Genomic DNA, 12,583 nt, shown 5'->3' on the forward strand with positions numbered 1-12,583 from the left:
CACGGTGCGGCCGGATTCGACCGGCTCGGGTTCACTGGTCGCCGGGCGGAAAGGATTGCCCCCGGCGACGAGCCCGTTCACGTGATACGCACGTCAGCGGCCGAGCTGAGCATTGAGCCGGGCCTGGATATCATCGCCGGTCATGGCGTCATGGAGTGCGAGATACCGCGCGGGCGAATGCTTCGCCGTCTGGGACGAGCTTCGGGCGTACGGCCCTGATGGCGTCCCCGAGGGGCTTCACGAGGACGCCGAGGCGGTCGCACGAGAGACCATGAGACGCGTCGCAGCCAACGTGGACGTCATCGTGGAGCGGCTCACCGCGGTGGGCTACGCCTTCGCCTACCCCGAATATGCCCGTCAGGCCCCCACGAAGGATGATCTGGCAGCGGTGAGAAGGGCAGAGCAGGTGATCGGCCCGTTACCGCTCGCTCTGCGCGCCTGCCTGGAGATCGTGGGAGGCGTCGACCTATGCGGCGACGGGGGCTCGGCGTTGCCCCATGTCAGTTACCACGCAGATCCGTACGACGAGCGAATTCTCTACCCGGACCCGCTGATGCTCCCTCCAGGCTCCCGCCTGCAGCGAGACTGGGAATCATGGGGCGGCGACTTCGAGCAGGGGTGCGCCTGCACTGATCCCGAAGAAGAGGACCGCTGTCGATTTCACTCGGAAGGCTTCCCCTTCGCCTTCGCGCCGGACGAAGTCCACAAGGCCAACTTCAGCGGCGGTCAGCAGAACATCCTGCTTCCGAGCAACGCGGCGGATCCCGAGTTGATCGGCGCCCGCCACCGGACGGGTGTCACGCTTATCGATTACCTGCGGATTTCACTGGCCTGGGGAGGCTTTCCCGGTTATGACGAGGCCCCCGCATTCGTCGCCGTACCAGGGATGATCGAAAAACTGCGTCGTGACCTTCTCATGTTCTGAGCGCCACCTCTCGCCACGGCGCCAGACACAGTGACGCGCCCAGCGCGCGGCTCGCCGGTCCGGAGTGACCCTCAAGAGAGCTAGATCGTACGACCCGCGTCCTTTTCGACCCCTGAGACGAGTTCGACCAGGTCGGCCAGGATCTTCGGGGTTGCGGCGATGGTGGCTCGGGCCTTCATCGTGTGCGGGGTGCCGTCGATGTCGGTGACGATGGCTCCGGCTTCGCGGGCGATGACGACGCCTGCGGAGGTGTCCCAGGGATTGTTGGACAGCATGATGCAGGCGTCGGTCTTGCCGTCGGCGACCCAGGCGAGATGGACGGCGGCGGAGCCGAACATGCGAATGCGCTGCACCCGGGCGGCGAGCCGGTAGTTGAGCGGGAGCCGGACGCGGTTCCTGGCCTCGGCGTCCTTGCCCACGGCGTAGTCGCCGACGGCGACGATGGCGGCCTCCATGGCGTCGGTGGTGCTCGCGCTGATCGGCCGGCCATTTGCGGTGGCTCCGGCGGCTTCGGCTGCGGCATAGCGGGTGCTCAGGAAGGGGAGGTCGATCACGCCGAGGACGGAGCGGTCGTGGTCGAGAAGGCCGAGCGAAGCCCCGCACAGGGGGATGCCGTGGGTGAAGTTGGCGGTGCCGTCGAGCGGATCGAGTGCCCACATGAGGCCGTCGCCGACGTTGGTGATGCCTTCCTCCTCTCCCAGGAACCCGATCTCCGGGGTTTCCCGTGACAGGAAGTCGCGTACGGCGTGCTCGACGGCGTAGTCCACTTCGGTGACCATGTCGCGGTCGCCCTTGGCGGTGACCACGCCGGGGAGCTTGGTCGTGATGATCTGGCCGGCGATGGTGACGGCCTGCTCGGCTATGGGCAGTAGCGCGCGGGCGTCAAGGGTCATCCGGGTGTGCTCCGCTCCCACATAGAGATAGACCTGCTCGAAGACGGGGAACAGCCCGTCGGCGGCGATGTTGTCGCTCATGACGAGCGTAGGCGAGTCGACTCCGCGGGCCGCCGGGAGGTAGGGCGGTACGACGGACGTCTACGGGCATCTCATCGAGGGCGAGCGGCGCAGGCCATTTCCGGCGCACTGCTGGTGCGACTCAAGCGGGCGGCTCCGAGGGTGGTTCCCGACGACGCCGACAACCGGATGAGCCGCGAAAGCACAAGGCCCCCGACCGGGAATTACCTGGTCAGGGGCCTGTCGTACGAGAGCCGCCTTGGGGAATCGAACCCCAGACCTTCTGTTTACAAGACAGATGCTCTGCCGATTGAGCTAAGGCGGCCTGTCACCCAGACGAGTTTAGTGGGCCCGGGGCCGTACCGTCACGGTGAAATCACCGGCGACGATGCTGGGCGACCTCGTAGAGAGCGATCCCGGCGGCCACACCGGCGTTCAGCGACTCGGCGGCGGCGTTCATGGGGATGCGGACGATCTGGTCGCACGCCTCCCTGACCAGGCGGGACAGGCCCTTGCCCTCCGAGCCGACGACCACGACGAGCGGCTCGGTCGCGAGCTCGACGTCGGCGATGTCCACCGTGGCGGTGCCGTCGAGGCCGATCACGAACAGGCCCTCCTCCCGGTACGCCTGGAGCGTCTGGGTGAGGTTCGACGCTCGGGCGACGGGGAGGGTCGCGAGGGTGCCGGCCGAGGTCTTCCAGGCGCCGGCGGTGACGCCCGCCGAACGGCGGGACGGGACGAGCAGCCCGTGCGCACCGAAGGCGGTCGCCGAGCGCGCGATGGCGCCGAGGTTGCGCGGATCGGTCACGCCGTCCAGGGCGACGATCAGCGGCACCTCGGCGGCCTCCCTGGCCCGCTCCACGAGCTGCTCGGGATGCGCGTAGTCGTACGGCGGGACCTGCAGGCCGATGCCCTGGTGGACGGTGCTCTCGGTCAGCCGGTCGAGCTTGTCCCTGCTGACCTCCAGCAGCGCGATGCCACGGTCGGCCGCGAGCTTGATGGCCTCGCGGACGCGGTCGTCGTTGTCGATCCGCTGCGCCACATACAGCGCGTTCGCGGGCACGTGGGCACGCAGCGCCTCGAGCACCGGGTTGCGCCCACCGATGATCTCGGGGGCGTCCTCCCGGCGCGTACGGCTCGGCGTACGCGAGGACGAACTCCCGCCGCCCCGGGCCTCGCGCTCGATCCGCTCGGCGCGGGCCTTGTCCTTGTACCAGTGCCGCATGTGCGCGGGCGGCGTCGCTCCCTTGCCCTCAAGGGAGCGCCTGACCTTGCCGCCCGTGCCCTTGGTCGGCCCCTGCTTCTTCGACGGCTTCCCTGAAGCCCTTCCCGCCATGGTCTCTAGCGTAGGGCCACGCTTACTGTGCCAGCTCCCACCGCGGGCCCTGCGGGGTGTCCTCCACCACGATCCCGGCCGCCGCGAGCTGGTCGCGGATGGCGTCGGCCGCAGCGTAGTCCTTGCGGGCCCGCGCGGCCTGGCGCTGCTCCAGCGCGACGGCGACGAGCGCGTCCACGACCTCCCGGAGCCCCGAGTCGCCGGTCGTACGCCACTGCTCCGACCTGGGGTCGAGGCCGAGCACGTCGAGCATGTTCTGCGTCTCGGCGAGCAGCCGGGCGACCTGCTCCTTGTTGCCCTGGGCCAGCGCGACGTTGCCCTCGCGGACGACCTCGTGGATCACGGCGAGCGCCTGCGAGACGTTCAGGTCGTCGTCCATGGCGTCCACGAACGCCTGGGGCAGCGGCGCGGCGGCGTCCACGTCGTGGATCACCTCGGCCGCCCGCGTGACGAACCCCTCGATCCGGCGGTAGCCGGCCGCCGCCTCCTGGAGCGCCTCGTCCGAGTAGTCGATCGGCGAACGGTAGTGTGCCGCGACCAGGTAGTAGCGGAGCTCGACCGCACGCACCTTGCGGAGCATGCCGGGGATCAGCAGCGAGTTGCCGAGCGACTTGCTCATCTTCTCGCCACCGAGCGTGAGCAGCCCGTTGTGCAGCCAGTAGCGCGCGAAGCCGTCGCCCGCCGCCTGCGACTGGGCGATCTCGTTCTCGTGGTGCGGGAAGATCAGGTCGACCCCGCCGCCGTGGATGTCGAACGTGCCGCCGAGATACTTGGTCGCCATGGCCGAGCACTCCAGGTGCCAGCCGGGACGGCCCTTGCCCCACGGCGTCGGCCACGTGGGCTCGCCGGGCTTGGCGCCCTTCCAAAGCGCGAAGTCACGTGGGTCGCGCTTGAGCGAGTCGGTGTCGGTGTCACCGGCCGCCCGCATGTTCTCCAGCTTCTGGTTGGAGAGCTTGCCGTATCGGTCGGCGTAGGACATCACGTCGAAGTAGACGTCGCCGCCCGCCGCGTACGCGTGGCCCTTGTCGATCAGCCGCCGCATCAGCTCGATCATCTCGGGCACGTGGCCCATGGCCCGGGGCTCGACGGTCGGCGGCAAGCAGCCGAGCTGGTCGTACGCCCAGGTGAAGGCGCGCTGGTTGCGCTCGGCGACGACGAACCAGGGCACGCCTTCCCCGGCGGCCACCCTGATGATCTTGTCGTCGAGATCCGTGACGTTGCGGCAGAAGGTCACGTCGTAGCCCTGCCGCGTCAGCCAGCGGCGAAGAACGTCGAAGTTCACGCCGGACCTGATGTGCCCGATGTGCGGCGGAGCCTGAACGGTCGCACCACACAGATACATCGAGACCCGGCCGGGCTCGACCGGTACGAATTCACGGACCGTACGCGTGCTGGTGTCGTAGAAGTGCAGGCTCACGAAGGCAAGGCTAACGCCTGGCAGCCCAGCACAGGTCTAGTTGGGCGTCCGTGAACGGCTTCATGTGGCCGATCACGGAAACTTCCGACACATAAGTCCCGATATAACCCGAAACAAAACCCGTCACGATCTGTACGGCCGTCCGCGCGAGCTTCACCGAACCGGCGCGAGGCCCGGCCGGACACGCAGCGTCGCCAGGACCACGCCGGCCCCGACCGCGCCGGGCCAGGCCGGAGCCGGACCGCGCCGGGCCAGGCCGGAGCCGAACCGAGCCGGGCGGAAGCCGAGCCGCTGCCAGGCCGGAGCCGAACCGAGCCGGGCGGAAGCCGAACCGCTGCCAGGCCGGGGCCGAACCGAGCCGGAATTGGGCACGCCCGGCCGAACCAGGCCGAACCGGGGCGGAGCCGGCCGTTTCGAGAGCGTATCGGAGGTTGCCGGTGCGGTCGCCGATTACCGACACGAAGCGGGTGATCACGCGAGTGCGATCGATCGTCACTCCGATTCTGTAGGCTCGAAACGCCATGGACGTGACTCCCCCCGGCGCGGCAGGCACGGCCTCCCGCCCGTCCCGAAACACTCCCTCCGGAATCCCGCTGGTGCTGCGCCGCCTGGCCATCGGCCTCGCGGGCGCCGCCATCGCGGTTCTCGCGGGGATCGCCTGCGCGCTGTCCTTCGACGACCTGCGGGCTCTGGCCGTCTCCGGGCGTGCCGAGCCGCAGCTCGCCTACCTCTATCCTGCGGCGTTCGACGTTCTGCTTGTCGTCGCCCTGGTCAGCGTGCCGTTGCTGCGGGGCGCGCGCCTCCTGGTCCGCTTCCAGGCGGGCTTCGTCCTGATCCTGCTCCTGGCGTCGGCCGCCGCCGCGAACGCCGCGACCGCCGTCGGCGTCTCCTTCGACCCCGACGCCTCCGCGCTCGTCGTCGCGTTGGCGCCCTGGGTGATGCTCGCCGTCGGGCTGTGGCTGTTGCTGCTCCTGCTGAAGCACGTGCGCACCAACCGGGCCGACCTGGACGACGACGACCTCGATGACGAGTCCGCCGACTCCGACGACTCCGACGACGACCTGGTGCCCTTCGGCGGCGCGCGCGAGCCCCGGGCCGCCGTCACCGCCCCCTATCCGGTGGCCGCGCGGGAGCGTCCCGCACCCACGCCCACCGTCACCGCGCCCACCGTCACCGCGCGCCCCGGCTCCGAAAACCCGCACACCGCGCACGCTGGCCCCGCGCACGCTGCCACCGAGGAGCACGGTGCGCCGCCCCTGCAGCCGGTTCCGGAGGCGGTGGCGCCTCCCGGCTACGTCCCTCCGCTGCCGGTCAGCCCGGTCTCCGAGACCGTCGCGCCGCCCGAGTACGCCCCGCCGCTGCCCGTCACCCCTCCGCAGGACAAGGATCCACAGGCCGACGATCCACAAGCCGACGATGAGAACGGCATACGGATCGCGGACTCCGTCCCTGAACCCGCGCGGGAAACCGGGTCCGAGGCCGCATCCGAGACCGCGTCCGAGACGATCGCGGAACAGGCACAGGACGAGCCCGAGGTCCTGCCGATCGTGCCTCCGACGGCGGCGCCCCGCACCCCGCCCGTCACGGAGCAGGCCGAACCGGCCATCACAGAACCGGCCGTCGCAGAGCCGGTCGTCTCAGAACCCGCCGTCGCAGAGCCGGTCGTCACAGAGCCGGTCGTCTCAGAACCCGCCGTCGCAGAGCCGGTCGTCACAGAGCCGGTCGTCTCAGAACCCGCCGTCGCAGAGCCGGTCGTCACAGAGCCGGCCGTCACAGAGCCGGCCGAGACGGGTGGCCGTCCGGCGCAGCCCCGCCGCAACCGTCCCGTGCGCTGGGGCGACCTCGTACGGCCGCACACCGGTGACGTCCTCGTGCATCCCCGTCCCAAACCGGACGAGCCCGCCGACGCCGAGCAGGAGCGGGCCGAAGACGAGGCGGGCGTCGACACCCAGCCGCTCCGCCAGATCAGGGACGTGCCGGATCCCGCCCACGGATCGGACTGCGCCGACCCCGGCGAGCAGGACGGCGGGCGCGAGCCGTACGCCGCGGAAGACAGCCGTCAGGAAGCCCCGGACGCCCCGGACGCCGAGGACACCACGGAGGACGTCGCGAAGGACGACGAGGAGGGGACCGTCCCGATGGCGCCTCCGTCCGGCCGGATGCGCAGCACGCCCCGCCCGCCCGACTGACTGACAGGCACTCCACCGGGCAGCGCCTCATCTTTCCCGCCTCATCTTTCCCGCCCCATCTTTCAGAACGCGCAGGCCCGCCCGGCTGGAGAACCAGCCGGACGGGCCTGCGCGCTAGGGGGTGAGGGCGGGGGCCGCCCCACCGAGTGAGTGCCTTACACCCGCGACCCTCGCTTGAGACCGGCGACGATGCCGACGCCCACGATGGCCAGTACGACCTGCATGACCAGTTCGATCCAGTCGATGCCATCCGTCGTCGCCACGCCCATGACCTGGGCGATCGCGGTGCCGATGAGCGCCGCGACGATACCGACGACGATCGTCAGGATCCAGCCGATCGGCTGGCGGCCCGGCAGGAACAGGCGGCCCAGAGCGCCGATGACCGCACCGATGACGATGGCGCCGAGAATGGACTCGATTGTCATATCGACCTCCCGATGAGGGTGACCCTTTCATCCTCGGACAGTGGGCTACCCCATGGAAGGGAAATATGCGTCCCATGAAAGAAAAAAGAAGGCGGCGGCTCGATTCCGCGCCTTGGTTCGAGCCGCCGCCCACGCGTTAGTGAGACGCTCCGGGTCTCATTCTGGTTGGCATGTCCGATTGGAACGGAACATCCATGCCGGGAGGGCCTTCATGCCGGGAGGATCAGAGCGGTCGCGATGGCCGCGACGCCCTCACCGCGACCGGTGAGCCCGAGGCCGTCGGTCGTGGTCGCGCTGACGCTCACCGGCGCCCCTGCGGCGGCCCCGAGGGCCTTCTCCGCCTCCGCGCGTCGAGGTGCGACCTTCGGGCGGTTCCCGATGATCTGGACGGCCAGGTTGCCGATCTCGAATCCCGCCGCCCGCACCTGGCGGGCCGCCTCCTCCAGGAGGGTCACGCCGGCGGCACCCGCCCAGCGGGGATCGGAGGTGCCGAAGAGCGCGCCCACGTCTCCGAGCCCGGCCGCCGACAGCAGCGCGTCGCAGCAGGCGTGCGCCGCGGCGTCGCCGTCGGAATGACCGGCCAGCCCGGTCTCCTCCGGCCAGAACAGGCCGGCGAGGTGAAGCTCCCTACCCGATGCGAAAGGGTGGACGTCGACCCCGACGCCCACCCTTGGCGATGTGATGTTCAGGAGTTCAGCACCTCGTCGAGCAGGGCCTCCGCCTTGTCCTCGTTGGTCTTCTCGGCCAGCGCGAGCTCGCTGACGAGGATCTGGCGGGCCTTGGCGAGCATGCGCTTCTCACCGGCGGACAGGCCGCGCTCCTTGTCGCGCCGCCACAGGTCACGCACCACCTCGGCCACCTTGTTGACGTCCCCCGACGCCAGCTTCTCAAGGTTGGCCTTGTAGCGGCGGGACCAGTTGGTGGGCTCCTCCGTGTGCGGCATGCGCAGCACGTCGAACACCCGCTCGAGTCCCTCTTGGCCGACGACGTCGCGCACACCGACGAGCTCGGCATTTTCCGCTGGTACCTGTACGGTCAGGTCGCCCTTGTCGACCTTCAGCACCAGGTAGGTCTTTTCCTCACCCTTGATGGTTCGGGTCGTGATGGCCTCGATCCGAGCAGCCCCATGGTGGGGGTAGACGACAGTGTCGCCGACCTGGAAAGTCATGTGACGAGTACCCCTTCCGCTGTACTCCAGGGTACCACGCGGTTACCGCCTCCCGGAACAGTGAAAGGAACATAACTGCAGGTCAAAGCCTCGTTTTGGGGCTTGACAAGCCATCCACTCTGTGAATCGGCATACAGGACATACCGGATGACCTGCACTGCTGCGGCCTGTGGACCGGGAGCCGACGCCGGACCGGTGACCGGCGCGGATAAGGTGATTGCTGCCCATACACGTGCGTACCAAGGAGACCTCGAACCGTGACCAGCAGCCGCCGTCGCAGGGCGATCGCCGTTGCCGCGCTCCTCGCCGCCGCCATCCCTGCACTGGCCGCGTGTGGCGCCGGTTTCGACGCCAACACCAACGCGCCGTACGCCCCGAACGAGGCGGGTGTCCTCTATGACGGCGACGGCCCCGGCAAGGCATACGGCAAGAACGGCGTCATGATCCCGCAGGCGTTCATCCTCGGGCCCGACTCCGGCCAGGAGCTCGCCGCCGGCGGATCGGCGCCGCTCTACCTGACTCTCCTGAACAGCACGGGGACCGCCGACCAGCTCACCAGCATCGTCCCCGAGGAGCAGAAGGCCACCTCGGCCAGCGTGCAGAGCCCCATCGACCTCCAGCCGGGCGTGCTCGCCAAGACCCCCGGGGTCACGATCGACGGCCTCAAGACGGCGCTGCGCGGCGGCGAGAGCATCAAGCTCACGCTCCTGTTCAAGAACGCCGGCGACATCTCGCTCACCGTGCCGGTCGTCGCCCGCAGCCGCGAGTTCGCGACGCTGCCGCCGGCGCCGACGGCCACGCCCACGGCCCCGCTCGCCACCGGGAGCCCGGCGCCGTCGGACGCCGCCACCTCGGAGACCACCGAGGCCACTCCCACCGGGGCGCCCGCCGAGAACGCCGGCTGACGGCCGTGCAGACGTCCATGTAGACGTCCTGTAGACGCGCAGGAGCCCCTGTCCGGCCGGACAGGGGCTCCTTTCCATCGGAGGGGCCGCATGAGCCGTACGAGCCCCTACAGGCTCACTCGTCGGCGGGGTCGAACTTGTAGCCAAGGCCGCGCACCGTGAGGATGCAGCGGGGGTTGGACGGGTCGGCCTCGACCTTGGCCCGCAGCCGCTTCACGTGCACGTCGAGGGTCTTGGTGTCGCCCACGTAGTCGGCGCCCCAGACCCGGTCGATGAGCTGGCCGCGGGTGAGCACCCGCCCGGCGTTGCGCAGCAGCACCTCCAGCAGCTCGAACTCCTTCAGCGGGAGCTGCACCTGCCGGCCGCGTACGGCCACGATGTGCCGGTCGACGTCCATGCGGACCGGTCCCCCGGCCAGGACGGCCGACTCCACCTCCTCGACGTCGCCCTGCCGGCGCAGCACCGCACGGATGCGTGCCACCAGCTCGCGGGACGAGAACGGCTTGGTCACGTAGTCGTCGGCGCCCAGTTCGAGGCCGACGACCTTGTCGATCTCGCTGTCCTTGGCGGTCAGCATGATGACCGGCACCTTCGACCGCTGCCTGAGCGAGCGGCACACCTCGGTGCCGGGCAGGCCCGGGAGCATCAGGTCGAGCAGGACGAGGTCGGCGCCGTTGCGGTCGAACGCGTCCAGCGCGTCAGGGCCGGTGGCCGCCACCGCGACCTCGTAACCCTCTTTCCTCAGCATGTACGACAAGGCGTCCGAGAACGACTCCTCGTCCTCGACAACGAGCACCCGAGTCACTGAGCGGCCTCCTGGGGAATGGTCGTGCTTGGTACGGGGACCGCCTGACCGCCGAACGCGGGAAGGCGAAGAGTGAAGGTCGAACCGGAGCCCTCTTTGCTCCACACCGTGACCTCGCCGCCGTGGGCGACGGCCACGTGTTTCACGATCGCGAGACCGAGCCCGGTGCCGCCGGTGGCCCGGGACCTTGCGGCGTCGACGCGGAAGAACCGTTCGAAGATGCGCTCCTGCGCGCTTTCCGGGATGCCGATGCCCTGGTCGCTCACGCTCACCTCGACCGTGTCCCCGGCCGGCCTCGCGCTGATCACGACGCGGGTGTGCTCCGGACTGTAGGCGACGGCGTTGTCGATGAGGTTGCGCAGCGCCGTGACGAGAAGCTCCTCGTCGCCCCAGACCTTCAGGCCCTCGGTGCCGCCCGCGACGAGCGCGATGTCCTTGGCCGAGGCCTTCGTGTTGCACCGGTCGATGGCCTCGTGCACCGTCTCGTCCACGCACACCTGCTCGGGCGCCGGGATGGGCTCCCCGCCCTGGATCCGCGACAGCGTGATCAGATCCTGCACCAGATAGGTCAGGCGGGCGGCCTCGTGCTGCATCCGGCCGGCGAACCGCCGCACGGCCTCGGGGTCGTCGGCCGCTTCCTCCACGGTCTCGGCGAGCAGGCTCAGCGCGCCGACCGGCGTCTTGAGCTCGTGGCTGACGTTCGCCACGAAGTCCCTGCGCACCGCCTCGACCCGCTGCCGCTCGGTCTGGTCCTCGGCCAGCACGAGCACCTGCCCGTGGGTGCCGAGCGGAGCGACCCGCACCGCGAACGACGTGGACTCCTGCCCGAACTTGCGTCCGGCGGTCTCTATCTCGCTCTCGCGGATCTCGCCGTCCCTGCGGACCTTCCTGGCCAGCGCGAGTAACTCGGCGGCCATGAGCGACTCACCGCGTACGAGACCGAAGGCCCGCGCGGCCGAACTGGCGCGCAGCACCCGGTCTTCGCGATCGAGGACGACCGCCGAGGAGGGCAGCACGGCGAGCACCGACGCCACCCCCGGAGGCAGGCCGTCGTCCACCGGTTCCGGTGTGCGGGGCTTGTCCGCCTGCCGTCGGATCGCGAGCATGACGAAGGAGCCGAGGACGAATCCGCCCATCGCCGCCAAGCTCGCCAGCAACTCGTTCACATTCAGCAGCCTAGGCGGCATTTCCGGTTGTTCCACCTGCCCGACCTGGCACGACGCCCTGTTTCCGGAAAAGTTCATCCGGCGGTCGGAATTCGTTCACAGACGCGCGCGTAGCGTGGCGGCCATGCGCGACGCCTATCACGAAGAGCTTGCGGCCCTGACCGACCGCCTGGTGGAGATGACCCGCCTGGTGCGGTCGGCCATGTCGAGGGGGACGACCGCCCTGCTCGACGCCGACCTGCAGCTGGCGGAGAGCGTCATCTCCCAGGACAACGAGGTCGACCGGCTGCACCAGGAACTCGAAGCCTCGATCTTCGAGCTGATGGCCACGCAGCAGCCGGTGGCGGTCGATCTTCGTACCGTCATCACCGCCCTGCGGATGGCCGCCGACCTGGAGCGTATGGGCGACCACGCCGAGCACATCGCCAAGATCGCCCGCATGCGCCACCCCGAGTCCGCCATCCCGGCCGAGCTGCGCGACACGTTCGTCGAGATGGGCGCCATCGCCGAGAACCTGATCACCAAGGCGGGCAGCTGCATCGCCTCCCGCGACATCGAGGTCGCCAAGGAGCTGGAGGAGGACGACGACGCGATGGACCGCCGTCACCGCCGCCTCTTCCGCACCCTGCTCTCCAAGGACTGGGAGCACGGCATCGAGGCCGCCATCGACATCACGCTGGCCGGCCGCTACTACGAGCGGTACGCCGACCACGCCGTACGCGTCGCCCGCGACGTCGTGTACCTGGTCACGGGTACGCGCGAGCTGGACGCCCCCGCCGGCTGACCCAGCGGCGTACGGGGGCGCGAAAGCCCCGGTCCTCGGGGGGCCGGGGCTTTCGCGTATCCAACGAATCGCCGGACCGCGGGTCGTTTGTCGCACATGCCACGTAGTCTTCGCTCCCGTGCCGAGACGATCATGGGCCTTCTGGGCGGCGGCCACGCTGACTGCGGCGGCTCCCGCCCTTCTCTTCTGGGTCGTGTCCGTCGTGACCGGCGACGACGGCAGCCGGACCTACATAACGATGTTCCAGCAAACCTGCCTCGGGTGGGACATCCACAATCGGATATTGCTCTGGGCATATCCGGTCAAGGCCCTTCCCCTCTTCTCGTACGGCGGCGCACCGCTGATCGTCCTGGGATTCGCGGGCTGGTGTCTGAGCCTGCGGAGCGGGCGCGCCGGACTCGGCAGGATCATCGGCCGGTGCGATGGCCGGCGTCCTGCTCGTCCTCGACCTCCCCGACTTCCTGCTGCCCACGCTGGACGCGGCGCTCGGCCCGGTGTGCCTGGACGCGT

Annotated in this window: 12 protein-coding genes and 1 tRNA gene; 4 read left to right on the top strand and 9 right to left on the bottom strand. The window is 69.7% G+C overall.

Annotated elements, in window-relative coordinates; all coding sequences use genetic code 11:
* Window positions 1–142: 142 nt before the first annotated feature.
* Window positions 143–925, top strand: coding sequence for a hypothetical protein (locus FLX08_RS32155; RefSeq protein ID WP_142624026.1), 783 nt, complete (start codon window positions 143–145; stop codon window positions 923–925).
* Window positions 926–1,005: 80 nt separating this feature from the next.
* On the opposite strand, the gene FLX08_RS32160 is transcribed toward FLX08_RS32155, so the two are convergent.
* The 4 genes from FLX08_RS32160 to cysS all read right to left on the bottom strand — a co-directional run bounded on the left by FLX08_RS32160 (window position 1,006) and on the right by cysS (window position 4,631).
* Window positions 1,006–1,899: an inositol monophosphatase family protein gene (locus FLX08_RS32160; protein ID WP_244313065.1), complete on the bottom strand. Its 894-nt coding sequence runs from the start codon at window positions 1,897–1,899 to the stop codon at window positions 1,006–1,008.
* Between the two features lie 231 nt (window positions 1,900–2,130).
* A tRNA-Thr gene (locus tag FLX08_RS32165) sits at window positions 2,131–2,203 on the bottom strand.
* Window positions 2,204–2,254: 51 nt separating this feature from the next.
* Window positions 2,255–3,214, bottom strand: coding sequence for a 23S rRNA (guanosine(2251)-2'-O)-methyltransferase RlmB (gene rlmB, locus FLX08_RS32170; RefSeq protein ID WP_142624027.1), 960 nt, complete (start codon window positions 3,212–3,214; stop codon window positions 2,255–2,257).
* 22 nt (window positions 3,215–3,236) lie between these two features.
* Window positions 3,237–4,631: a cysteine--tRNA ligase gene (gene cysS, locus FLX08_RS32175; protein ID WP_142624028.1), complete on the bottom strand. Its 1,395-nt coding sequence runs from the start codon at window positions 4,629–4,631 to the stop codon at window positions 3,237–3,239.
* A 521-nt stretch (window positions 4,632–5,152) separates the two neighbouring features.
* Between cysS and FLX08_RS32180 the strand changes: the two genes are divergently transcribed.
* Window positions 5,153–6,820 (top strand): DUF2637 domain-containing protein, encoded by a 1,668-nt coding sequence (locus tag FLX08_RS32180; protein WP_142624029.1) that lies wholly within the window; start codon window positions 5,153–5,155, stop codon window positions 6,818–6,820.
* Between the two features lie 155 nt (window positions 6,821–6,975).
* Here FLX08_RS32180 and FLX08_RS32185 read toward each other — a convergent pair whose 3' ends face one another.
* From FLX08_RS32185 to FLX08_RS32195, 3 genes are all read right to left on the bottom strand, one after another.
* Window positions 6,976–7,245, bottom strand: coding sequence for a GlsB/YeaQ/YmgE family stress response membrane protein (locus tag FLX08_RS32185; RefSeq protein ID WP_142624030.1), 270 nt, complete (start codon window positions 7,243–7,245; stop codon window positions 6,976–6,978).
* A 209-nt stretch (window positions 7,246–7,454) separates the two neighbouring features.
* A complete protein-coding gene (gene ispF, locus FLX08_RS32190; protein WP_142624031.1) occupies window positions 7,455–7,913 on the bottom strand; it encodes a 2-C-methyl-D-erythritol 2,4-cyclodiphosphate synthase in 459 nt (152 codons plus the stop codon).
* A 17-nt stretch (window positions 7,914–7,930) separates the two neighbouring features.
* Entirely contained in the window at window positions 7,931–8,413 is a 483-nt protein-coding gene (locus FLX08_RS32195) for a CarD family transcriptional regulator (protein ID WP_030510364.1), read from the bottom strand.
* A gap of 257 nt (window positions 8,414–8,670) precedes the next feature.
* Here FLX08_RS32195 and FLX08_RS32200 point away from each other — a divergent pair, with 257 nt between their 5' ends.
* Window positions 8,671–9,318 (top strand): copper chaperone PCu(A)C, encoded by a 648-nt coding sequence (locus FLX08_RS32200; RefSeq protein WP_244313066.1) that lies wholly within the window; start codon window positions 8,671–8,673, stop codon window positions 9,316–9,318.
* A 115-nt stretch (window positions 9,319–9,433) separates the two neighbouring features.
* Here the strand turns inward: FLX08_RS32200 and FLX08_RS32205 are convergent, their stop codons facing one another.
* Together FLX08_RS32205 and FLX08_RS32210 are read right to left on the bottom strand one after the other, a co-directional pair.
* Complete coding sequence (locus FLX08_RS32205; protein WP_142624032.1) at window positions 9,434–10,123, bottom strand: response regulator transcription factor; 690 nt, start codon at window positions 10,121–10,123, stop codon at window positions 9,434–9,436.
* Window positions 10,120–11,310, bottom strand: a complete 1,191-nt coding sequence (locus FLX08_RS32210; RefSeq protein ID WP_425280656.1) for a sensor histidine kinase — start codon at window positions 11,308–11,310, stop codon at window positions 10,120–10,122. Before FLX08_RS32210 ends, FLX08_RS32205 begins: the two co-directional genes overlap by 4 nt.
* Window positions 11,311–11,413: 103 nt before the next feature.
* On the opposite strand from FLX08_RS32210, the gene phoU reads away from it, so the two are divergent.
* Window positions 11,414–12,073: a phosphate signaling complex protein PhoU gene (gene phoU, locus FLX08_RS32215; protein ID WP_142624033.1), complete on the top strand. Its 660-nt coding sequence runs from the start codon at window positions 11,414–11,416 to the stop codon at window positions 12,071–12,073.
* The last annotated feature ends 510 nt before the right edge of the window (window positions 12,074–12,583 follow it).

The organism is Microbispora hainanensis (assembly GCF_006874475.1).
In the GTDB taxonomy this organism is placed as follows: Bacteria; Actinomycetota; Actinomycetes; order Streptosporangiales; family Streptosporangiaceae; genus Microbispora; species Microbispora hainanensis.

Excerpts from the sequence above, each read along its gene's own strand:
- FLX08_RS32155 (WP_142624026.1), top strand. The coding sequence starts at position 143 with ATGGCGTCATGGAGTGCGAGATACCGCGCGGGCGAATGCTTCGCCGTC.
- FLX08_RS32160 (WP_244313065.1), bottom strand. The coding sequence starts at position 1,899 with ATGAGCGACAACATCGCCGCCGACGGGCTGTTCCCCGTCTTCGAGCAG.
- rlmB (WP_142624027.1), bottom strand. The coding sequence starts at position 3,214 with ATGGCGGGAAGGGCTTCAGGGAAGCCGTCGAAGAAGCAGGGGCCGACC.
- FLX08_RS32180 (WP_142624029.1), top strand. The coding sequence starts at position 5,153 with ATGGACGTGACTCCCCCCGGCGCGGCAGGCACGGCCTCCCGCCCGTCC.
- FLX08_RS32185 (WP_142624030.1), bottom strand. The coding sequence starts at position 7,245 with ATGACAATCGAGTCCATTCTCGGCGCCATCGTCATCGGTGCGGTCATC.
- FLX08_RS32195 (WP_030510364.1), bottom strand. The coding sequence starts at position 8,413 with ATGACTTTCCAGGTCGGCGACACTGTCGTCTACCCCCACCATGGGGCT.
- FLX08_RS32210 (WP_425280656.1), bottom strand. The coding sequence starts at position 11,310 with ATGCCGCCTAGGCTGCTGAATGTGAACGAGTTGCTGGCGAGCTTGGCG.
- phoU (WP_142624033.1), top strand. The coding sequence starts at position 11,414 with ATGCGCGACGCCTATCACGAAGAGCTTGCGGCCCTGACCGACCGCCTG.